The sequence below is a fragment of the Sphingomonas paucimobilis NBRC 13935 genome (genome assembly GCF_000739895.2).
Taxonomy (GTDB): Bacteria; Pseudomonadota; Alphaproteobacteria; order Sphingomonadales; family Sphingomonadaceae; genus Sphingomonas; species Sphingomonas paucimobilis.
This window is the reverse complement of the sequence record NZ_BBJS01000062.1, coordinates 20,448-44,082: the sequence shown is the minus strand read 5'-3', so window position 1 is coordinate 44,082 and position 23,635 is coordinate 20,448. Positions and strand designations below refer to the sequence as shown.

The window sequence follows — 23,635 nt, the reverse complement described above, 5'->3', positions numbered from 1 at the left end:
ACAGGACGGAACCGGATTTGACCCGATCGGCGCTACGCAAAGGCTATGGCGTCGCGCTGCTGATGGCGCTGGTCCATATGCTGGCGGTGGGCGACCGTTTCCTGCTGTCGATCCTGATCGAGCCGATCAAGACCGCGCTGCATCTGGGTGACGGTGCGATCGGCTTTGTCCAGGGGCCGGCCTTCGCACTGGTCAACGGACTGGCGGTGATCCCGATGATCATGGCCGCACGGCGCTGGCCGCTCGCCCGACTGCTCGCGCTGGCGCTGCTGGGGTCGAGCCTGGCGACGCTGGCCTGCGGATGGGCGGGGTCGGTCGAGGCGTTGATTGCCGCACGGATGCTGATGGGCCTAGCGCAGGCGGCGATCGGACCGGCTGCGATCGGCCTGATCGTCCTGACCATGATCCCGGCGCATCGCGGGCGGGGCATCGCCTTCTTCACCGCCGGTGCCTCGCTGGGGCGGGGGGTGGCGATGATCGGGGGCGGGGGGCTGCTCGCGCTGTTCGCGGCGCTGGCCCCGCAGACCGGGATCGCCCCTTGGCGGCTGGTGCTGATCGTCGCGGGCTTGCTGGCGCTGCCCTTCAGCCTGACTTTGTATCTCTGGCGGGAACCGGTCCGCCATGCCCGCCCCGCGACCGCCCGGATGGGTTCGGCGCTGCGAGGAATGATCGCCGATCGGGCCGCGCTCGCCCCGCATATCCTGGCCGCCCTGTGCGGCGTCCTCGCGCTGCAATCGCTGACCAGCTGGTCGGCCAGCCTGTTGATCCGCCAGCATGGGCTGACGCCGCCCCAGGCCGGCCTGCAGGTGGGGCTGGCGATCATGCTGGCCGGGATGGCGGGGCACGGGCTGGGTGGATGGTTGTCCGACCGGCTGGGGCAGGGGGCGCGCGTCGCGCCGGGGTTGATGCTGCTGGGGCTTGGCCTGTGCGGCTTCACGCTCTGGCCGCTGACGCACAGCCTCTCGACCGCAATGGCGCTGGCCGCGCTGACGCTCGCGGTCGTCGGCCTGTCGATGGCGCTGGCCAATGCCATGATCGGGCTTCAGGCGCGGACCGACGCCGGTTTGCGGGTCGAGGCGACGGCGATCTTCCTGACGATCGTCACGCTGCTGGGCACCGCGCTCGGCCCCTGGGCGGTCGGGCTGGCCAGCCAGGCGCTGGCTGGGCTGGCCGATGCGGTCGGCATGGTATTGGGGGCGACCTGTGTGCTGGGCTGCGCGGCCGCAGGGATTGCGGTCCGCCGGGCGCGTTAGTCGAGTTCGCGCATCCAGCCGTTCCAGCGTCGCGTCCCCGTCTCGACCGTATCGGCCTGCGTCTGGCGCATGGTCCGGCGATAGCTGTCGGGATCGACCCCGCGATCGGCGCGGAAGGCGCGGGTCAGCGCCCCGGCATCGCCCAGCCCGTAACGGCGCGCCAGCTCGGCCAGCGGGACCATATCCTCGCCCTCCAGCGCGCGGCGCACCGCATCCACCCGGCGTCGGCGGACATGCTGCGCGATTCCGCCATTGCGCTGATAAAGGCGATAGAGCGTCGCGCGCGACACGCCGACCCGCTCGGCGATGACCGCACCGGTCAGGTTGGGATTATCGATCTCGCGCTCGATCAACTGCTCGACCGCCTCGCGCCGCAGATGATCCTGCCGCCGGGCCTCCACCGCCACGTCGCGCGGCCCCCCCAGAGCCGTGGGGAGGAGCTCGATCAGTGCGCGGGCAAAGGCCCCGTCATGCCGGTCGTCGAGCGTCGGCGCATGCCGGACCAAAGATTGCAGGAAATCGCTCAGCATCCCCGTATCGGGTGCCCGCACGACCAGCCCGTGCAGCGCGCCCAGGCTGCCCAGCGCGGCATGGATCATGTCGCGTGCGATGCTGACGGTGATGATGTGTAAGCCGTGCGCCTCAGTCCGGTGGCCGCGCCGCGTGTCGAGAAAGACGATGTCCCCCGACCCCGCCTGCGTGAAACCGCTGCGCGCATGGCCGATCAGTGTGCCCGCCAGCACATGGTGGAGCACGATATGGTCGAACCCATCGGCCTGCACCCGCTCCTCCCGGGCATGCGCCATGCCCGACAAATGCCGGTCGAACAGCAGCATATGGCGAAACCGCCAGCCGGTAACGCGCGCATGGAACGGCCCGTCCAGCCGCTCGACATCGGCACCCTGCGCGTAAAGCTGGCGATAGCGGGCGAAGCCAGTCTCCGCATCCATGCCCTCGCTGGAAAAAGCGATGGTTTCCTTCACCTTGTCGCGCCCGCTCCTGTTGCCGTTCCCTCTACCGGGGGACGGGGCAGACTAGGGGCTTTCGTACACTGTGTCGCCTTTGAAGCGCAGGCGGAAAACGAGCATATCAGAGGCAAGGAATTTGCACATGCTCGCCGCGTTTCTGGACGATATCCGCGACCACGACATGATCGCTCCGCTTCGCATGGCCGAGCGACTGCGCCTCCCGCTGACCCGGCTGGCCAAGCTGGCACAGATCAACCGCAACACCATGGCGGCCAAGCCGGGTAGCCCGGCGGTCCAGGCGCGCCTCGGCGAGATCGCACAGATCATCATGCGCGCGGCCGAGCTGTCGGGGGACGAGGGTCGTGCGATCATCTGGTTCCGGCACCAGCCGCTGCCCGGCTTCGGCAAGACGCCCGTGCAGCTCGTCGAGGAAGGCCATGCCGCGCTGGTCCTGCGCGACCTCGATCGCATGGCCGAAGGGGTGTATTCCTGACCACTGTTGTAGAGAAGCTCTCTACAACAATGCGCGATCGCATCCCGGATCGACACCGGCTTAGCCTTTTGCCATGACCTATCCCATCCGCCCCCTTCGCTGCCCACTCTGGCGAATGCTGACCATCCGCTATCAGCGCGAACCCTTTTCGGGGGAGGGGGCACGACTCCATTGGGGGGCACTGGAACCCGCCGAGTGTAGCGGCGCTGGATCTGGGCACCGACCACGCGACCGCGATCGCCGAATTCTATCAGGGCCTCGCCAGACCCGGCTCACTGGCCCCCTAGAGCGGTTTCCGCCCCTTCTGAATCGTTGAGGATTCACACGGGCGCGGTTTTCTGATTCAGGCTCCGGGCCGGGTCAGGAGGCCGGCAGGGATGCCGCGAGTGCTGTCACAGGATCTTCGGGAGCGGGTAGTCGCCGCGATTGATGGCGGGATGTCATGCCGTGCTGCGGCAGCACGGTTCGGTGTCAGCGCGGCAAGTGCGAGCCGCTGGCGGCAGTTGGTCGTTCAGCACGGCACGCCGGCAGCCAAGCCGCAGGGCGGCGACCGTCGTGCGGCCAGGATCGACGCACATGCAGCCTTCATTCTCGCCGCGATCGAGGCCAAGGACGACGTCACGCTGGTGGAGTTGCAGGCGTTGCTCGCCGAGCGCGGCACGCCTGTCGGGATCGGGACGCTGTGGCGGCTCTTCGACCGGCATCGCATCACGCGCAAAAAAAGATGGCGCATGCCACCGAGCAGGACCGCCCCGACGTCCTGAAGCGCCGGGAAGAGTGGTTCGATGGCCAGCTCGACCTCGATCCCGAACGCCTGGTCTTCATCGACGAGACCTGGGCGTCCACCAACATGGCGCGTCACCACGGTCGCTGCCGGCGCGGCGAGCGGCTGCGCTCGGGCGTGCCCCACGGACACTGGAAGACCATGACCCTCGTCGCCGGCCTGCGCCGCACCGGCATGGTCGCGCCGATGGTGCTCGACGGCCCGATCAACCGCGATACGTTCGTCGCCTATGTCCGCCAGGTGCTGGTGCCCGAGCTCTCGCCCGGCGACATCGTCATCATGGACAACCTGTCGAGCCATAAGGCGGCTGCCGCGCGCGACGCCATCGAAGCGGCTGGCGCCACGCTGCTCTTCCTTCCGCCCTACAGCCCCGACTTCAACCCGATCGAGCAGGCGTTCTCCAAGCTCAAGGCGCACCTGCGTAAAGCCGCCGAGCGCACCATCCACGGCCTCTGGGATGCCATCGGCCGCATCCTCGACCTGTACCACCACAGGAGTGCGCCAACTACTTCGCCAACGCCGGATACAATGCAGACTGATCGAAAAACGCTCTAACGCCTGACGCCACGGCGATCGCCGATCTGACCGACGGTCGGGGTGGGGCCTGTGACGACAATGTTGTCCAAACCATCCCCGCCTCATGGAAAAGTATCGCCGAAGTAGAAGGCGGTCAACCAACAAGCTGGGCACTGTCCACCAAGCTGATTGCGGATTGCTCTCAAGATAATATGGTTCCGTCTGCACAAAATCCGGACGGCACGGCTCTGGTTATTTGCCATTGGCGGCGTATGAGCATGGTAGGCGAGGTAGCGCAGCTTGAATTGCTTGATTCATACGGTTGTCTTCTCCTGCACCGTCGATATACACCTCTCAATCCCCCTCCATCTGCGCCACCATTAAATCATTCTGCACGCTTACATAACCGGGCGCTTCCATCACCCGTGTCTTAACTACGCCCTGTCGACAATAATACATCGTTAACGCGGGAATCTCTCTTCGAGGGCATACTACAGAAAATTGTCTTTATTTGGCCATGTAGCAAAGGCGCGATTTTGACGTGGACATGACATCGCCTTCATCCTAGGAAATGTTGGTCAATTGGGGGTTCCAGACATGATGAAGGCAATGCCGCGCGTTCGGCAGGTAAAGGTGCGCGCTCTGGAAACGAGCGCAATTCTGCTCGCGGTGATGGTGGCCGGCCCGGCCTTCGCCCAATGCACCCCCGATCCGACGCAGAGCAATGCGACCACCACCTGTACCGGCACCGACAGCAATGGCCTGAAGGTCACGACCTCGGGCACGACGGTCAACGTGGCGGCGGGTGCGGTCGTATCGAACAGCGGCGCACCGGCGATCGCGATCGAGATCCCCGTCACCAATTCCAGCTATGCTTATTCGACGCTGACCATCGGCGGAAAGGTCGATGGCGGCACCCAGGCGGGTGTCCAGCTGACCCGCCAATCGTCCAACAACAATTATTCCTCTGCTCAGCTGACCATGACGGTCGCGGCGGGCGGCAGCGTCAGCGGCGCGAACGGCGTCGTCATCGGCCAGACCGGCACCGGCTATGGCCAGGCGACCGCGACGATCGATAATAGCGGCACGATCAGTGGGACCGGCACCGGCGCCAACGGCTATGCATTGCTGTCGACCAATTCGTCTTATGCCGGGTTCCAGTCGATCACCAACCGTGCGGGCGGCACGATCGGCGCGATCAGCGGGCCAGTTGGCACGCTGACCAATGCGGGCACCATCAATGGCGGCAGCCGCAGCGCGATCGATGCGGGCACGCCCTATAGCTCGGCCGTCTATGGCAATGACTGGACCAACACCGCCACGATCAGCAACAACGGAACCGCTGCGACGCTGGCCAATTATCGCGGATCGACGCTGACCAACAGCGGTACGATCAGCAATGCCGGGACCGGCGCGGTTATCGTCGCCGCCTCGAGCAACAGCCTGTCGCTGATCAATCAGGCTGGTGGCCGGATCGCCACCGCCGGCGCAACCGCCATCCAGAGCGACAGCGGCATCAGCCTGGTCAATAGCGGCATCATCGTCGGAGATATCGCGTCGACCGCAGGCCAGTTCAGCTATCACAGCAGCAGCATCGACAACGCGGCCGGGACGATCACCGGCAATGTCCGCCTCGGCGCGGGCAACGATACGCTGCTCGTCGGTTATGCGAACGGCGCGATCCGCACCGGGATCAGCGGCACGATCGACGGCGGGGCGGGCACCGACACGCTGCGCGTCCGCTTCACCAGCGACGCCACCCTGTCCTCAGGCCTGGCATTGCCGACCAATTTTGAACAGCTGGCCCTGGCCCCCGATGCCAAAATGACCACGACGCTGGCGCGCGGCTTTACGGTCACAGGCCCCATGCGCGTCGGGGGCAGCGGCACGGTCGTCAACAACACCGCGCTGAGCGGCACCGGCACCGTGCTGGCCGACGAATATACCTCGTCCGGCTCGCCCAGCTTCACCAATGCGGGGAGCATCACCGGCACGGGCACGCAGAGCGGCGTCTATGCCGTCTCGCTGAGCTCCGTGAACCGTTTCGAGAATAGCGGCACCGTCACTGCCAGTCAGAACGGCGTCTCGTTCAGCACGCAAGGGGCGTTCGTCAATTCGGGCACGATCACCGCGACCGGGACCGCAGTTTCGCTGTTCGGGCCGAACTTCACCAATTCGGGCACGATCCGCTCGACCGGCGGGATCGGCGCGATCCTGTCGGGTTCATCGGGGTCGACCTGGACCAATAGCGGTCGGATCGAGGGCGCGAGCGCAGGCCTCCAGCTGTCGAGCAGCCTGACCAACAGCGGCACGATTACCGCAACCGGCACCGGCGTGTTCATCGATTATTATGGCTCGCTCACCAACGCGGCAGGCGGCGTCATCACCGGGGGTACGCGCGGTATCGCGCCAAACGGCAATTTCAGTGTGTTCAACGCGCGCATCGCCAATGCGGGCACGATCAACGGCGACGTGAGCTTCGGCTCGTCCTCGTCGAGCAGCTATTACGGTAACAACAACGCCTATTACGCGCTGGCGGGCGGCGTCCTGAACGGCAACCTGACGCTGACCAGTGGCGATCTGCTGATCGCTGAGGCGACAGGCACTACCGGCAACCGATTCGCCGGCATTACCGGTACGGTGTCGGGTACCAATGCGGGCCTGCGCCTGCGCGTGCGTACCGACACCACCGCGACGCTGCCGACCGCAGCCATGTTCACCACTGTCGGTTACGAACTGTTCGACAAGGCGGCGCTGACGCTGACCGGCGCGGCTTCGACCCGGCCGCTCTATCTGTCGGGGCAGGGGACGGTCGACCTGACCGCCGACATCGCCAGCACCGCCGGTTCGGTTATCCAGCTGACCACCCGCAGCGTTGCGCCGGGCGAAACCTATGCCGCCAACGCGCTGACCGTCACCAGCCGCGGCGCGCTGTCGCTCGCGGTGTCGAGCACCGATGTCTACAGCGCCTATGCCGTCTCGCTGGGCAGCGACGACAGCTTCACCAATGCGGGCACGATCAGCGTCGCCGACACGCGATCGAACAATTACTACACGCTCGCCGCGATCTCGGGCGGCAAGACCGTGGTCAATGATGGCACGATCACGCTGAACGGCGCGACCGGTATCCAATCCGCCCGGGCCGTCACCAACACCGGCCGCATCGTCCAGGCGGCGGGCGGGCGGGCCGCAACCGGGATCTCGGGCTTCACCTCGCTGGTGAACAGCGGGACGATCGAGGTCGCGGGCAACGCCATCGTCATGGATTATTCGAGCGGCACGATCGACAATAGCGGCCGCATCGCCAGCACCGGCGGCATCGCGATCAGCCAGAATTACAGCTATGGCACAGTGATCCGCAATCTAACCGGGGGTACGATCGCGGGTGCGACCGGGCAGAACGCCATCCGGCTCGGCGGGGGGCAACTCAGCAATGCGGGCACGATCACCGGCGACGTCGACTTGGGCTATGCCAGCTTTGGCGGTCGCTCCTACAACAGCGCCATCTATACCAATAGTGGCGGCACGCTGACCGGCAACCTGCGCTTCGGCGACGGCAGCGACGTGTTCGTCGAGATGGACGGCCAGACCGGCGTGACCGGCACGATCGACGGGGGCGCCGGCACCGACACCTATCGCCGCGCCTTCACCAAGTCGGGCACCGCGACGCTGGGCAGCCTGACCGCCGTCAATTTCGAACGCGAGGATGTCCAGGCGATCGGCGCCGACACCGTCGTGACCATCGGCGCGAGCACCGCGCTGACCTCGCTCGGCGTGCTGGGCGACGGCCAGGTGGTCAACACCGCCAATGTCGATGGCGACCTAACCATCGGCAACAGCTATTATTACTATCCGCAGCCGCAACAGGCGACCGTGCTTGCCGCGCTGACCAACCAGGCGATCGTCAAGGGCAGCGTCTCGGGCCAGGTTTCGAGCTTCACCAACAGCGGCACGATCGGTGACGCCGCTTCGAAGCGGACAGCGGTGTCGCTCTACGGCACCGGTGCGACGACCTTCACCAACTCGGGTACGATCCTGAACGACAGCAGCTATTCCAGCGTCAACCTGTCGGTCAATGCGGGGACGATCACTGCCACCAATAGCGGCACGGTCGCTCAGGGGCTGAGCGCCTTTGCCGGGAATTACAACTCTTATGGCATCACCACCCCGGATGCCCCACAGCCGCTGAAGGTCTCGCTGACCAACACCGGCACCATCGCCACCACCTCCGACCGGCGATCGGGCGTCCAGCTGACGATCAACGACGAGCGGGGCGTGGGCGGGTCGATCCAGTTCGACAATAGCGGCACGGTCACGCAGGGCGTCAACGCCTATGCCAGCAACTATACCTATTACGACACGACGCTGCCCGAGACGGCCCAGGGGATGGGCATCGCCGTCACCAATAGTGGGTCGATCAACGCGAGCGGGTACGGGCAAGCCGCCGCCCTGCTGACGATCAACGATTCCCGCGACATGGCCGGGTCCATCACGCTGACCAACAGCGGTACGATCGAGGCCAGCGGTGTTTCCGGTGACGGCGTCAGCGCCAATTTCGTCGGCAACCCCGCCAGCACCACCGTTCAGAGCTTCGCGATCACCAACAGCGGCACGATCCGCGCCAATGCCGGCGGCCGGACGATCGTCGATCCTTATGCCGGTGCAAGCGTGCCGCTGGACCGCGACGCGCCCACCACCATCATCGCCACCGGTGTGTCGCTCTATGGCAAGGCTACCGCCGCAGCGACGGTCGTCAACAGCGTGACCGGCGTGATCGAGGCGACCGGCACCAAGTCGGTCGCGGTTCTGGCCGATGGCGTGGCGCTCGACCTGACCAATGCCGGCACGATCCGGGGCGGGGCGGGGACGACGCTGGCGTCGAACGACACCCTAGCGCGCCAGAACGGCACCACTATCGCGGGTGCGATCCAGACGATCGGATCGGCCAGCAACCACATCGTCAACACTGGAACCATCATCGGTTCGATCTCACTCGGCGCTGGCAATGACCGAATCGAGAATTACGGCCAGATCCAAGGCAATGTCTTCCTCGGCGCCGGCGACGACACCTTCCTCCACCGTGCCAACGCCACGCTGACCGGCACGGTCGATGGCGGCACGGGCACTGACAGCCTGATCGTCGATGCGACCGGGGGCGGCACGGTCAATGGTGACCAGTTCGTCAATTTCGAACGCTTCAATCAGGTCGGGCAGGGCAATGTCACCTATGCCGGTGCCTTCCGTTTCGACACGATCGGGGTCGCAGGCGGATCGGTGACGGTCGCGGCGGGCCAGACGCTTGCCAGCACCGGCGCCACCACCATCACCGGCACCGACGCGACCGAGACGGTGACCAATAACGGCACCATCGCCGGCGCGGTCGCGCTGGGCGGCGGTAACGACCGCTTCGTCAATGCCGGGCTGGTCCAGGGCACGGTGTCCTTGGGCGATGGCGATGACAGCTTCGTCGAGATGGCCGGCTCGCGCGTCGCAGGCGGCGTCGATGGCGGTGCGGGGACCAACCTCTATACCGCGCTGCTCAGCGGTGATCGCACCGGTCTGGGCCAGCGCAGCAACTTCCAGCAGCTGGCGGTGACCGGTTCGGGCGCGCTGTCGCTGACGCTCGACCAGAGCTTCGACACGGTGGCCCTCACGGGCACCGGGCTGAACGTGGCGCTGGCGGGCAACCGTATCGGTGCGGTCACCGGATCGGACGCGGCCGAGCAGCTGCGCGTCGATGGTGACATCGCCAGCGTCGCGATGGGCGCAGGCAACGACCTGCTGGCGCTGGGCACGACCAATGCGGCGGGCCGCTATGACGGGGGCACGGGCACCGATACGCTCGCCTTCACCGCCAATGCGCCGGTGGTACTGAGCGGGCTGGCGACGGGCTTCGAGAATGTGTCGTTGACCGGCAAGGCGTTGACCGTCACCGGCGTCCTCGGCTCGAACGGCGCATCGCTGGGCTTTGGTGACGGCGACACGTCGCTGATCATCGCCAAGGGCGCGACGCTGGCCGGGGTCATCGATCTGGGTGCAGGCAACGATGCGCTGCGCCTGTCGGCGGGCTCGATCCTGCAGGGCACGGTTGCCGGCGGTGCGGGCAATGACAGCGCCACGCTGGAGCTGGCGGGCAACCAGACGCTGGCGGCCGGCACGCTGACCGGCTTCGAGACGCTGGCAAGCGAGGGCACCGGCACGCTGACGCTGGCCGGCATCCAGGCCTATAACCAGGTCAATGCCGGCACCGACCTGACCATCGCGGCGGGCAGCAGCCTGGCGGCGGGTCAGGTCGCCTTCACCAGCGGCAATCAGCGCTTCACCATCGCCGGCACCTTCGCAGGGTCGGTCGATGGCGGGGCCGGCACCGACACGATCGCACTGTCGGGCGGGACGGCCGCTGCACCGGTCGCCTTCACCAACGTCACCAATGTCGAGGCGCTGGCGATGACCGGCGGCTATGCCACCGTGTCGGGCAATGCCGCTTTCGGCTCTGTCGACATGTCGAACGGTCGACTGGTCGGCCTGGCCGGCTCGGCGATGAGCGCGACGCAGTTCCTGGTCCGCCAGGGTGCGACCTTCGGTTCGGCGGGCACGGTCAACGGCAATGTGACGGTCGCAGGCATCCTCAGCCCCGGCGCATCGCCGGGCACGATGACGGTCAACGGCAACATCACGCTGAACAGCGGTTCGCTGTCCTACTTCGAGCTGACCCCGACCGTCTCGGATAAGCTGATCGTCAACGGCGCGATGACGATCAACAGCGGCTCGACGCTGCAGATCGTGTCGAGCGGCGCGATCCGCCCCGGCACCTCCTATGACCTGATCGTCGCCAGCGGCGGGATCAGCGGCAGCTATACGACCGTCCAGAAGCCCAGCGACCTGTTCGGCTTCATCGTCCAGCGTGCCGACCGCATCCAGCTGCTCGGCCAGTTCCTGGGCGATGCGCGGTTCAGCCCGCAGGTCGCGCGCAGCATCGACTATGCCAATGCCACGCTTGCCAAGCAGCCCGCGACCAGCACGCTGTTCGCCGCGCTGCCGTCGCTGCTGACCGCCTCGGGTGCATCCAACGCACAGGGCTTCGCGCAGGTGACGCCCGAAGCCTATGCCTCGGCCACGCAGATCGGCGTCGACAATGCGCTGGGCCTGACCCAGGCGGCACGCGGCCCCGCCTTCGCCACCAACCGCAGCGAGGCCGGTTCGTTCACCTTCGCCCAGACGCTGGGCCAGTGGCACACGCTGGGCGCCGACCGGGCGCAGGGGACCAGCACGGCGCAGACGCGCGGCTATGGCTTCCTGGGCGGCGTCGGTTACGGCGACCAGCAATGGATGATCGGCGCGTTCGGGGGCTGGCTCGACACCCGCCAGTCGATCGCCCCGCTCGCCGCCTCGACTAAGGCGGACGGCGTGGTGGCGGGCGTCCATGGCCGCTATACGATGCCGAACGGCTTCGGCTTCGGTGCCTCGGTCATCTATGACGGTGCGCAGGCCCGGACCACGCGGGCGCTGCCGGGCACGGCCTCGGGCTTCGGTCGCTACGACCTGCACAGCTGGACCAGTGATCTGTCGATCCACTACACCGCCGAGATGGCGGACGGCTGGGCGCTGACCCCGCGTGCAGGCCTGACCTATCTGCGCACCACCCGCGCGGGCGTGGGCGAGACGGGGGGCAGCCCCTTCGCGCTCAGCGTCGCCAAGGACCGGCATGTCGCGGGCTTCGCAGATGGCGGGCTGACCCTGGGTCGCAGCGACACGTCGGACGCGCCGTTCCGCCCGTTCGTGACGCTGGGCGCCCGCTACCAGATCGAGGGCAACCGCGCCCTGGCGCTGGGTGGCTATGCCGGGGGCGGGCTGGGCCTGGTCGCACTGGGTGCGCAGCGCGCGCCGCTGGTCGGAACCGCGACTGCCGGCGTCGCCTATCGCTTTGCGAACGGCGTCGACCTGTACGCGACCGGCAGCGCCCAGACCGGCCGCGACGACCATCAGGAAACGATCGCGGCAGGCTTGCGCCTGCGCTTCTGAGGCATACGATCCAAATAAGGGCCGTGGGGGCCGGGGCGGATATCCGCCCCGGCCCCTTTTCTTTGCCGGCGGTGATCATGATATCGCGACGTTCGGTTCTGGCGGTCGCTCTGCACCTTTACGATCGCTAAAAATGAGGGCTGATCTAACTCAGGATAAATCTGCGCCAATTTTACAGGTCGCATTCGCGGCAGACATCTCGAACGAAGCAAGCACCGATCTCTAGGACACAAGCCCGTATACTGTGCTGGAGTTTGAAGAGGGTAGGCGTGGCCCGTTCAAGACGCTACTAATACGCGCGACGATCGACGGCGGGAGAAACGACGCGTGGCGTATCGGATTGATGAAGGATCGCTGGCCACGCCGACGGTGTGGCAGGATCAGAGCATCAATGTGCTGATGCCCAAGGACGCGCGGGTGCAGGGCACGAGCCTAGTCATCGCGCGTGATCGGCTGGCATTGGGGCTGACCTTTCAGGATTATGTCATCCAGCAGCGACAGAGCTTCGCGGCCCAGCTTGCCGGGTTCGAGTTGATCGCCGACACCGGCGGGCAGATCGACGGTCATGAGGCGCATTTCCTGGAAATGACCTGGCGCAGCGACGGCAAGCCGATCCATCAGGTGGTGGCGATGGTGCTTCACCGCGACAATGCCATCCTGAATTTCACCGGATCGATCCCAGGCGGGCCCGAGCCGGAAAGCCGCAACGCGCTGGTCGCGGCGATCACCTCCTTTACCTTCGCCACCGCGTAACGGACGCGAGCCGGTGACGGGCAGCGCGACCTCCACCCGGGAACCGACGGCCGACGACAAGCTGCGCGCGCTGCGGGAGGAGACGGCCGCGTCGAGCAATGCGGGCACCGTGTCGACGATCGCGACGACGGGGCATGTCGCATCGGCGGGGATCTTCGCGGCGGGGGCCTATTCCGCCGGTGCCTCGGGCGGGGTGACCGCGCTGAAATGCTTCGCCGGGCGCATCGCCGCGCCGATCGCGGGGGCGATGGCGGGCGCGTGGCTGGCCGAACAGGTCCATGCGGACGAGGGCGCCTTCTGGGTCGCGCAGCAGTTCGGCGCGCAGCGTATCGCCCCGGCGGGACGGCAGGCCGCGCATATCGAGCACCAGATCGCGCACAGCAACACCTTCAACGGCCTGCTCGCTGGCATCGCGGCCGGGATCGTGGTGGGCGCGGTGGTGGCGGTCAGCGCGGCCGCGATCATCGGTACGGCGGGCATGGCGGCCCCGCTGGTCGGCGCGGCGGTCGCCTTCGGCGCAGGCGCGGCAGGCGGCTTCGTCACCACCGCGATCGCCGGCGCTGGGTCCAAGACCGCCACCCTGTCCGGCCCGATCACCTCGGGTTCGCCCACGGTCTTCTTCGAGGGCAAGAACGCCGCGCGCGTCACCGACACCGCCGCCTGCACCAAGCATCCCGGCACCCCGCCCTCCAAAATCATCGAGGGCAGCCAGACCATCTTCATCAACGGCCTGCCCATGGCGCGGATCGGCCACAAGCTGTCCTGCGACGCCGTGATACAGCAGGGGTGCGAGACGATCTTCGGTGACACCAGCACCGGCAGCTATGGCACGCCCGACGCCGAATTGTCGGTCGCCGAGCAGCTGCTGCTGTCGGTGGCCGAAGTGGCGGGGATGCGCTCCGCCGTTCGCCAGGGCGGTCTGCTCGACGGACCGCTGCGCCGACTGTTCGGCGAGCCGGTCGACGTCGTCACCGGCGATTATGCCGATGCGCGGGTCGATTTCGAATATCCCGGGCTGCTGCCGCTCCGGTTGGAACGTACCTATCCGGGCAAAATGCGGGTTGAGGGGCTGCTCGGCCCGCGCTGGATCTGCAACTGGTCGCAGCGGCTGCTACTCGATGCCGAGGCGGGCACCGCGCTGTTAGAGGATGCCGGCGGCCAGAGGCTGCTTTTCGCGATCGGTGACGGCGCAAATGTCGAGGCGCGCCACCTGAAAGCGCCCTATTACCGGCTGACCGGCCCGCGCGAGGCGCTGCGCCTCTATGACAGCCGCAGCCAGCAATTCCTGATCTTCGCACCGACCCGAAATCCCGCGCTGATGCTGATGGCGGGGATCGAGGACCGCAACGGCAACCGCATCGTCTTCGACCGGGATGCCGAGGGGCGGCTGCGCGGGGTGTGCGCTCCCGATGGCACGCGCTTCCGCGTCGACACCACGCCGCAGGGCTGGTTGAGCGCGCTGTGGATGGAGAGCGAGCGCGAGCCGCTGGTCCGCTATCATTATGACGCGGACGGGCATCTGCTCGATGTACTGGGCACCTTCACCGGCGAGTTCCATTACCGCTATTCGCCCGAAGGCTGGCTGAACGGGTGGCAGGATAGCGGCCCGACCCGGGTCGAGATCGCCTATGATGCGGCCGGGCGGGTGACGGCGACGCGCACCGGCGACGGCATGTTCAACGATCGTTTCCTCTATTTTCCCGAGGAACGGCTGTCGCGCTATGTCGATGCGACCGGCGCGGTCACCAGCTTTCGCTATGACACGAACAACCTCGTCATCGAGGAGATCGACCCGCTCGGCGCGCGCACGGTCAGCGAGTGGGATGCGCTGGAGCGGCTGCAACGACGCATCGACCCCGCCGGGCGCGAGACGCGCTTCGCCTATGATGGCGACGGCCGCCTGATCGCGCAGACCGACTGGAGCGGGCGCAGCGTGACCTGGGCCTATGATCGCTGGGGCGCGCTGGCCGCCTTCACGGCGCCGGACGGCGCGGTCCGCTGGACCCGCGATACGGCGGGCAACATCATCAACTGGGTGGGTGCCGACGGGGTCAAGGTGACCGCGCGCTATGACGAACGCGGCGCGCTGATCGAGGAGCAGGTCGCCGGTGGTGGCGTCATCCGGTACAAGAATGACGCGGCCGGGCGTCCGGTCGCCCGCCACGATCCGCCCACCGCCTCGGCGAGCGAGCGCGTCACCCGCTATCGCTGGGACCGGTTCGGACGGTTGCTGGAATTGACCGATCCCGTCGGGCGCACCAGCGCCTGGGCCTATGAGCGATCGGCCGACAATCCGCGCGGCGCGGTCAGCCGGGCGCGCACCCCCGATGGCGGCGAAACCCGCTTCGCCTATGACGGCGAGGGGCTGCTCGCCGCACGCATCCGGGGCGACGGGCAGGCGACCCGCTTCGTCCACGGCGCCTTCGACACGCTGCGCCAGACGATCGATCCGTTGGGGGCCATGACCGGCTTTACCTATGACGGCGCGGGGCGGCTGGCGACGATCACCAATGCAGCCGGGCAGGCATGGCATTTCCGCTATGACGCGGCGGGACGCCTGGCGGCGCAGGCAGATTGGGCCGGGCGCGAGACGCTTTATCGGCGCGACGCGCTGGGCCGCGTTCTGGCCAAGCGGATGCCCGACGCAGCCGAGCAGCATTTCGAATGGGACGACCGCGATCGCATCACCCGGGTGATCGCGGGCGCGGACGCGATCTCCTACCGCTATGACGAGGTGGATCGGCTGGTCGGCGCGACGACCTGGAACCTGGTCGATGGCGTGCCGCAGGTGATCGCCGATGTCGGCTTGCGCTATGACGACAAAGGCCGGTTGGTCGCCGAAGAGCAGAACGGCATCGCCGTCACCTATCGCTATGACGAAGCGGGGCGCTGTGTCGGGCGCACCAGCCCCAGCGGCGAGACCGCGCTCAGCTTTGACGAGGCTGGGCTGCTGCGGCGCTATGAGAGCAATGGCCATGCGCTGCGCTTCGCCCATGACTCCAGCGGGCTGGAGACGCTGCGCGAGGCGGCCGCGATCGGGGTGCGCACCGCCTTTCAGCTGACCCAGGCCTATGACCCCGCCGGGCGGCTGGCGGAACAGCGGGCGGGCGGCGTCGCGGTCTTCTCGAGCACACCGCCCGGCCTCGGCGAGTTGGTGCGCCACTATGACTGGGACCGTGCCGGGCGACTGGCGGGGATCAGGGACGCAGGGGCGAGCGGCGTCCGGGGCGAGACGCGCTTCCATCACGACCTGCGCGACCAGACGGTCGCCGTCGAGCGGCCCGGTGCGCGTGAGGCCTATCGCTACGACGCGCTGATGAATTTGGCCGAAGGGCTGGCGGGCGAGCACCGCTATTGGCGCGACTGCGTGGTGGAGGCGGGGCCCAACCGCTTCCGCTACGATGCGCGCGGTCGGATGGTCGAGCGTGTCCTGTCCGAGCAGGGCTTTCGCCCGCGTCGCTGGCGCTATCGCTGGGACGGATTCGACCGGCTGGTCGAGCTGGAGACGCCCGACGGTGTGCGCTGGCGCTACAGCTATGACGCCTTCGGTCGGCGCGTGGGCAAGACGCTGCTGGGCGGTGCCGCCACACGGCGGGTCGATTATGTCTGGCAGGGCATTTCGCTGGCCGAAGCATGGTATCGCTCCGGGCATCGCACGGGCGACGGTGAGGGTGACGAGAGCCTCTCCATCGAGCGCTGGCATTTCGAACCCGACGGCCTGCGCCCGCTGGCCAAGGAACTGGTGCCGGCCGGATCGGATGCCGAACCGGTGCTGGCGGAGGCGCAATGGCTGCCGATCGTCGCCGACCAACTCGGCGCGCCGCACGCGCTGTTCGGCGAGAACGGCCAATGCCACTGGCGCGCCGAGCCGGAGCTATGGGGCCGCACCCGCACCGCCCGCGCGCTGCTGCGCGAACGCGGGGGCAGCGATGCCGGCGGGGAAGGCGACACCGTCCCCTGCGCGCTACGCTTTCCCGGGCAATGGGAGGATTCGGAAAGCGGGCTACACTATAACCTCAACCGCTATTACGACCCCGGAACCGGCCAATACCTGTCCCCCGACCCGATCGGCGTGGACGGGGGCCTGCGCACCCACGCCTATGTTCATGATCCAATCCGTTGGGGTGATCCTCTCGGATTAGCAGCTTGCACACGCTTTCAATATAATCAGGTCCATAATCCCGGCCCCCTCGCACAACTTCGCGGCAATCCGGCCAGTAACTTTGCGGGAGGCCGCTACAATGCAACAACACTTACCGATGACCTTGTATTGTACCGCGGAGGTGAGGCTGGAAAGCCTCTTGGACAATGGTTTACTCGAGAGCCGCCAAAATCGGTAGCACAAGTTCGAATCGATTCTGCAGTGAAACCGCAGTGGATTGATCCAAAGACTGGTGTCTATACAGGATCATCCCCAATAGACAATGTATATACTGTGATAATTCCAAAGGGTACAACGATATATGAAGGACCCGTTGGTTATCAAGGAGGCATATATTTGGGAGGACCAGGAACAAACCAAGTTTTCGTTCCTGAACCTTGGAAGATTCCAGGTGTTCAAGTTACAGGCACATCACCTATACGGTGACCTGCACGGTGAATTATGATTGATTTAAATTCAAAGGCTCGCGCCCTCTTCCAAGAAGCGCATGATATTTTACAATCTCAAGGAGATAAAAACTGGATAATAGGCATAGAAAATGCGCTGAAAGAGTTAGATGCTGGCAATACAGACGGAGCTGGCTCTATATATCGCTCGATGGTTGCCGGCGGGCGCGGGTTTTCCGAATATAATATATGGATAGATGAATACCAAAATAGGCTGGAAGTAAATGAAAGGCTTGACCAAATAAAAGACGAATTATGGCGCATATTCAAGTAAATGATATTATTTCTATAAATTTGATTGTAGCAAGATTATTATAAATATATAAATTATCAATTTTCAGCATATGGCTTGCACATATGAAGCATTGGAAAAATTGAACATTTGGCCCGTGCCACAAAACAACACACCTCTTGAAGGCCATCGCCCAAAATCGATTGTGACACCACCGTCACCCAATCGTCATCCTGATAACATCGCTCCGTAACAAAGCGCCGCCACGGGGGCGGGAACGACCGGCGCCGGGGGGTGTCGGCACGACCAGCACCCAGGGGGAGCATCATGCACGCCATCCGTTCCGGCATCCGCGGTCTCGCGGGGGCCTCTCTCATCGCTTTGGGCTTTGCCGCGAGCCCTGCGCTCGCCATGGCCAGCGACGCGGCCACGCCGGCGGGCGTGCCGGCATCGGGGCCGATCCTATCGGGGCGGATCTATGACGCGACCGGTGTAGCGCTGCCGGGCGCGCGGGTCGTGGTCGAGGGGACGGGGGCGCAGGCCACCACCAATCTCCAGGGCGAGTTCAGCATCGTCACGCCCGAAGAGGCCGGCGACATCACGCTGCTGGTCGATTATCTCGGCCGCCCGCCCGTCACCCGCATCGTGCCGGCGGCCGAGCGGGGTCGCCCGGTCTCGCTGACGCTGCCCGCCGCCAGCGGCGAGGATGGCGACATCGTCGTCACCGGCGCCTCGCTGCTCGACAATACCGCGCGCGCGCTCAACCAGCAGCGGACGGCGGACAACACCGTCACCATCATCTCGTCGGATGCGATCGGCCGCTTCCCCGATCCCAACATCGCCGAGGCGCTCCAGCGCGCGCCCGGCGTCGGCATCGAGCGCGACCAGGGCGAGGGCCGCTACATCAACGTGCGCGGCGCGCCCAGCGAGTGGTCCGCCATCTCGGTCAACGGCATCCAGATCCCCTCGGTCGACCCGACGACGCGCGCGGTCGACCTCGACACGCTGCCCTCCGACATCGTCGCCAATCTGGAGGTGACCAAGTCGCTGCTGCCGTACCAGGATGCGGACTCGATCGCGGGCGCGGTCAACATCACCACCCGCTCGCCCTTCGACCGCAAGGGCTTCGCGCTGACCGGCATGGCGGGCGCCAGCTACAACCAGTACGGCAAGGGCAGCGACTATCGCGGATCGGCCGCGGTCAGCGATACCTTCGGCTCCGACCGCCAGTTCGGCCTGCTCTTCTCGGGCAGCTATTCGCGCACCCATCGCCGCCCCGACAATGTCGAGAATGCCTGGAGCCAGACGCCCGCAGGCTTGCGCGTCACCGAGACGCTGTTCAAGGATTACGACACCAAGCGCCAGCGTATCGCGGGCACCGGCACGTTCGAGTGGCGGCCGTCGGACCAGACCCATGCCTGGGTGCGCGGCACCTATGCCCGGTTCGAGGATGACGAGTACCGCGACCGCATCGGCATCCTGTGGAGCGAGGGCACGCTCCAGGCCGGATCGACCGACCGCGCCGCGACCTGGCGCAACACCCGCATCGAAAAGCAGGTCCGCCACCGCAAACAGGTGAACGAGATCTGGTCGGCGACGGCGGGCATCGAGCAGCGGCTGGGTGAGGGCACGATCCGCGCTGATATCGCCTATAGCGAGAGTTCGCAGACATATCCGCGCCGTGACGAGCTGCTGTTCCGCTCCACGCTGCGCCCGACCTTGTCCTATGATTTCGCCGATGTCGATCTGCCCAGCTATTCGCTCTTCACAACCAAGGAGCATCTCCAGCTCGGCACCTACGGTTTCCGCGAAAACGCCTATCGGTCGAACACGACCAAGAATGACGAGCTGACGCTGGCGGTTCGCTCGGACGTGCCGCTGGGCGATTTCATCACCCTGTCGAGCGGCGGCAAATATCGCGAGCGGCACATCAACGCCGATGAAGAGCGCTTCCGCGACCGTCGCGCCTCGGCCGCGCCGACGCAGAGTCTGGCGGGGCTCTTGTCGGACGAGGACTCGCGCAACTTCGGCTATGAGCTGGGCAAGCGCTTCGACACCGGGTTGGCCGATGCCTATTTCGACGCGACCAAGGCCGCCTCGGAGCGTCGCCTGCCTCAGTCGCTGACCGCCGATTATGTCGCGGAGGAGAAGATCCTCGGCCTGTTCGGCATGGCCAAATATGTGAAGGACGGCACGACCCTGATCGCGGGGCTGCGTGTCGAGACCACCGATTTCGAGAGCAGCGCGCCCAGCGTCTCGCGCACCGGCGTCGTGACGACAGCGCGGGGGACAAATGGCTATGCCGATTTCTTCCCCAACCTGACGCTGCGTCAGGCCTTCACGCCAAACCTGATCCTGCGCGGCGCGCTGAGCCGTGCGATCAACCGCCCCAATTTCCCGCAGATCGCCCCGCGCGTGCTGGAGACGAGCGAGGGCAACACCGTGCGCGTCGAGTTCGGCAACCCGGACCTGAAGCCGACCTTGTCGAACAATGTCGATGCGGGCTTGGAATATTACATCCGGCCGCTGGGCGTGATCTCGGTCAACGGCTTCTACAAGGACCTGACCGACTATCGCTACACGCTGACCAGCACGGGCGTGTATAACGGCGTGGGCGGCGCGATCCTCAGCCGTCCGATCAATGCGCGCAAGGGCGAGCTCTACGGCGTCGAGCTGAACTGGCAGCAGCAGTTGAGCTTCCTGCCGGGCGTGCTGGGCGGCCTGGGCGTCTTCGCCAACTATACATATACCAAGGGCAACGCGACCTTCGACGCCGCCTATGGTGGGCGCAGCCGCTTCGCGCTGCCGGGCCAGTCGACGCATATGTGGAACGCCAGCGTCTTCTACGAACGCGGGCCGGTGAACCTGCGCGTCGCCTATACCAAGCGCTCGGACTATCTGGACGAGATCAACGCCGACAATCCCGCGCTCGACCTGTACTGGGAGGGTCGCGGCCAGCTCGATGTGACGGGCAGCGTGCAGCTCGCCAAGGGCATCAACCTGTTCGCCGAGGGCAAGAACCTGACCAACACGCCGGGCGTGCGCTATTTCGGCGAGCGCTTCCGCACCTATGAATATGAGAAATTCGGCTACACGCTGTTCGGCGGCCTGCGGGTGAAGCTGTGAGGGCCGCGCTCCCCGCGCTGCTGCTCGCCGGGTGCGCCAGCGTGCCGGCCGCGACACCGGTCACGGCACCGATCGTCGCCGCCAGCGCCGAGACCGATCCGGTCGACAGCACATCGGACGCAGCGGACGATCCCGCCATCTGGCGCAACCGGGCCGATCCCGCCGCCAGCCTGGTCATCGGCACCGACAAGCAGGTCGGCATCCATGTCTATGACCTGAAGGGCAAGCGCCTGTCCTTCACGCCGGCCGCGCGGCTCAACAATGTCGATCTGCGCGAGGTGGCGGGGGGCCGCGTGATCGTCGCGGCCAGCGACCGCGCCGACACGGCGAACGCGCATGTCGCGCTGTTCACCCTCGACACCGTGGCGCGCCGGCTGGTGCCGATGGGCCGCTATCCGGTGGGGGCGGGGGAGGCCTATGGCATGTGCCTGTGGACCCGCGCCAAGGACAAGGCGCTGTTCGGCTTCGTCGTCCTAAAGGACGGGCGGATCGACCAGGTGCGCATTCACGTCTCCGGAGCCACCCCGCGCGTCGAGACGGTGCGCAGCATGAAGCTGGGTACCCAGGCCGAGGGCTGCGTGGTCGATGACCGTACGGGCACGCTCTACGTCGCCGAGGAGGATGTCGGGCTGTGGCGCTTTGCCGCCGATCCCGCCGCACCGACCACCGCCACCCCGATCGCCAGGGTCGATGGCCGCACGCTGGTGGCCGATGCCGAAGGGCTGGCGCTGGCGCCCAAGGGGAAGACCGGTGGCTATCTGGTCGTCTCCAGCCAGGGCGACAATGCCTATACGCTCTACCGCTTGGCCGACATGACCTATGCCGGGCGCTTCCGCATCGGCGGAGGGGCGATCGACGGGACCAGCGAGACCGACGGGATCGAGCTGGCGCTGGGCGATTTCGGCCCCGATTACCCCAAGGGCCTGTTCGTCGCGCAGGACGGCGACAATGCGCCGGACACCCAGAATTTCAAATATGTCAGCTGGGCCAGGATCGTGAAGGCACTGGGCCTGTAGGATTGTCGACAGGTCGACAATGTGACGAAACGGGACAGGGAAGAGGTTCGCCGACCCCCTGTCCCCGTGCAGCCGCAATTGCCCTGCGCCCCCCATTGAGGCATGCGGACGGCACAAGGCCGACACGCCTGACTGGTGGGATGTGACGAATGAAGATCGCTGTTTTTGGCTTGGGCTATGTCGGCCTGTCGAACGCCGTCTTGCTGGCGCAGCATAACGAGGTCGTCGCGGTCGACATCTCGGCCGATCGGGTGGCGATGGTCAATGCCCGCACCTCGCCGATCATCGATGCCGAGCTGCAGGATTTCCTGACCGGCCGCACGCTGAACCTGTCCGCCACGACCGACGCGGCTGCGGCACTGGCCGGTGCCGATTACGTCATCGTCGCGACGCCGACCAATTACGACATCGACACCAACAGCTTCAACACCGCCTCGGTCGAGGCGGTCATCACCCTTGCCAAGACCCATGCACCGGACGCCACCGTGGTCGTCAAATCGACCATCCCGGTCGGCTTTATCGACGATGTCCGGGCGCGGCTGAGCACGCAACAGGTCGTCTTCAGCCCCGAATTCCTGCGCGAGGGCCGCGCGCTGCACGACAATCTCCACCCCTCGCGGATCATCGTCGGCGAACAGTCGGAGCGCGCGCGCATCTTCGCCGACCTGCTCGCCCAGGGTGCCGAAAAGGCCGACATCCCGGTCCTGTTCACCGGCAGCCGCGAGGCCGAGGCGATCAAGCTGTTCGCCAACACCTATCTCGCGATGCGCGTCGCCTTCTTCAACGAACTCGACAGCTATGCCATCGCCGGCGACATGGACACGCGCCAGATCATCGAGGGCGTCGGCCTCGATCCGCGTATCGGCAGCCATTATAACAATCCGAGCTTCGGCTATGGCGGCTATTGCCTGCCCAAGGACACCAAGCAGCTGCTCGCCAACTACACCAACGTCCCCCAGAACCTGATCCGCGCGATCGTCGACGCCAACCGCACCCGCAAGGATTTCCTGGCCGACCAGATCATCGCCAAGCGACCCCAAAAGGTCGGCATCTTCCGCCTGACGATGAAGGCGGGATCGGACAATTTCCGCCAGTCCTCGATCCAGGGCATCATGAAGCGGATCAAGGCCAAGGGGATCGAGGTCGTCGTCTTCGAGCCCAGCCTGGGCGAAGACAGCTTCTTCGGCTCGAAGGTCTATCGCGACATCGCTGCCTTCAAGCAGGAAAGCGACGTCATCATCGCCAACCGCAACGACCCCGAACTTGCCGATGTCGCGGACAAGCTGTTCACGCGAGACATTTTCGGCTCGGATTGACCGCCTTCTGCTCCCCGTAGGGGCAGCGACCGTCCGCCTCGCAGAGCCAAGATACCGTCGAGCCGGAGGCAAGTAAGGACCGTGTTGTACCGGAACGCGCTGACGCGTGTACCGGTACAACACCTAACTTGCCTGCTCCAGAGCCGCAACGTCGCGCCGCCATAGTGAAGGCGTTTGTTGGTTTACCAAACGATGGCGGGATATGTTCAAGCCGCCCGCACATCGCATCGACAAGCGGCCTACACAGAGATCACGACCGGCTTTCGGAGAGAAGCTCGCCGAGCAATGCCACCGGATCAACCCCGATCGCCAAGGAAACTGCGACATAATCGTCGACGCTCAACTGACGCTCGCCGGTCTCGTAGCGCGATACATAAGCCTGCTTCCATCCGAGCCGTTTCGCGAGGTCGACCTGACGAAGCCCGGCGTCCCGCCGCGCCACGGTCAGCGCAGCAACGATGCGGGCGTGCAGGTCAGATGGGGCATGGGAGATGGGCACCCCGAAGTGTCTAGACCGGCTTGAGCGATATACGAAAAACGTATATCGT

11 protein-coding genes and 1 pseudogene are annotated in these 23,635 nt (G+C 65.9%); 10 read left to right on the top strand and 2 right to left on the bottom strand.

Annotated elements, in window-relative coordinates; all coding sequences use genetic code 11:
• Positions 1-17 precede the first annotated feature (17 nt).
• Positions 18-1,253, top strand: coding sequence for an MFS transporter (locus tag SP6_RS18605; protein ID WP_042469462.1), 1,236 nt, complete (start codon positions 18-20; stop codon positions 1,251-1,253).
• On the opposite strand, the gene SP6_RS18600 is transcribed toward SP6_RS18605, so the two are convergent.
• Entirely contained in the window at positions 1,250-2,236 is a 987-nt protein-coding gene (locus SP6_RS18600) for a helix-turn-helix domain-containing protein (RefSeq protein ID WP_128130780.1), read from the bottom strand. The genes SP6_RS18605 and SP6_RS18600 overlap by 4 nt on opposite strands.
• A gap of 127 nt (positions 2,237-2,363) precedes the next feature.
• Between SP6_RS18600 and SP6_RS18595 the strand changes: the two genes are divergently transcribed.
• The 9 genes and pseudogenes from SP6_RS18595 (at position 2,364) to SP6_RS18555 (ending at position 23,087) form a co-directional block, all read left to right on the top strand.
• The gene (locus tag SP6_RS18595; RefSeq protein WP_042469460.1) at positions 2,364-2,714 is read left to right on the top strand and encodes an antitoxin Xre/MbcA/ParS toxin-binding domain-containing protein; all 351 of its coding nucleotides are present in this window, start codon (positions 2,364-2,366) and stop codon (positions 2,712-2,714) included.
• Between the two features lie 377 nt (positions 2,715-3,091).
• Positions 3,092-4,037 (top strand): annotated as a pseudogene (locus SP6_RS20575) (IS630 family transposase).
• A gap of 574 nt (positions 4,038-4,611) precedes the next feature.
• The gene (locus SP6_RS18580; RefSeq protein WP_217996035.1) at positions 4,612-12,036 is read left to right on the top strand and encodes an autotransporter outer membrane beta-barrel domain-containing protein; all 7,425 of its coding nucleotides are present in this window, start codon (positions 4,612-4,614) and stop codon (positions 12,034-12,036) included.
• 327 nt (positions 12,037-12,363) lie between these two features.
• Positions 12,364-12,789: a DcrB-related protein gene (locus tag SP6_RS18575; protein ID WP_053003314.1), complete on the top strand. Its 426-nt coding sequence runs from the start codon at positions 12,364-12,366 to the stop codon at positions 12,787-12,789.
• A gap of 13 nt (positions 12,790-12,802) precedes the next feature.
• On the top strand, positions 12,803-17,377 hold the full coding sequence (locus tag SP6_RS18570) for an RHS repeat-associated core domain-containing protein (protein ID WP_053003313.1): 4,575 nt from the start codon (positions 12,803-12,805) through the stop codon (positions 17,375-17,377).
• A 15-nt stretch (positions 17,378-17,392) separates the two neighbouring features.
• Entirely contained in the window at positions 17,393-17,671 is a 279-nt protein-coding gene (locus SP6_RS21100) for a hypothetical protein (protein ID WP_128130772.1), read from the top strand.
• A gap of 285 nt (positions 17,672-17,956) precedes the next feature.
• Positions 17,957-20,755, top strand: coding sequence for a TonB-dependent receptor (locus SP6_RS18565; RefSeq protein ID WP_217996034.1), 2,799 nt, complete (start codon positions 17,957-17,959; stop codon positions 20,753-20,755).
• Positions 20,752-21,771: a phytase gene (locus SP6_RS18560; RefSeq protein WP_217996033.1), complete on the top strand. Its 1,020-nt coding sequence runs from the start codon at positions 20,752-20,754 to the stop codon at positions 21,769-21,771. The genes SP6_RS18565 and SP6_RS18560 overlap by 4 nt, the downstream gene beginning before the upstream one ends.
• Before the next feature lie 149 nt (positions 21,772-21,920).
• Positions 21,921-23,087 (top strand): nucleotide sugar dehydrogenase, encoded by a 1,167-nt coding sequence (locus SP6_RS18555; protein WP_042469457.1) that lies wholly within the window; start codon positions 21,921-21,923, stop codon positions 23,085-23,087.
• 250 nt (positions 23,088-23,337) lie between these two features.
• On the opposite strand, the gene SP6_RS21305 is transcribed toward SP6_RS18555, so the two are convergent.
• Positions 23,338-23,586, bottom strand: a complete 249-nt coding sequence (locus SP6_RS21305) for a helix-turn-helix domain-containing protein (RefSeq protein WP_164541302.1) — start codon at positions 23,584-23,586, stop codon at positions 23,338-23,340.
• Positions 23,587-23,635 lie beyond the last annotated feature (49 nt).

Coding starts and splice junctions, on each gene's coding strand:
- SP6_RS18555 (WP_042469457.1), top strand. CDS start 21,921: ATGAAGATCGCTGTTTTTGGCTTGGGCTATGTCGGCCTGTCGAACGCC.
- SP6_RS18565 (WP_217996034.1), top strand. CDS start 17,957: ATGCACGCCATCCGTTCCGGCATCCGCGGTCTCGCGGGGGCCTCTCTC.
- SP6_RS18580 (WP_217996035.1), top strand. CDS start 4,612: ATGATGAAGGCAATGCCGCGCGTTCGGCAGGTAAAGGTGCGCGCTCTG.
- SP6_RS21100 (WP_128130772.1), top strand. CDS start 17,393: ATGATTGATTTAAATTCAAAGGCTCGCGCCCTCTTCCAAGAAGCGCAT.
- SP6_RS18595 (WP_042469460.1), top strand. CDS start 2,364: ATGCTCGCCGCGTTTCTGGACGATATCCGCGACCACGACATGATCGCT.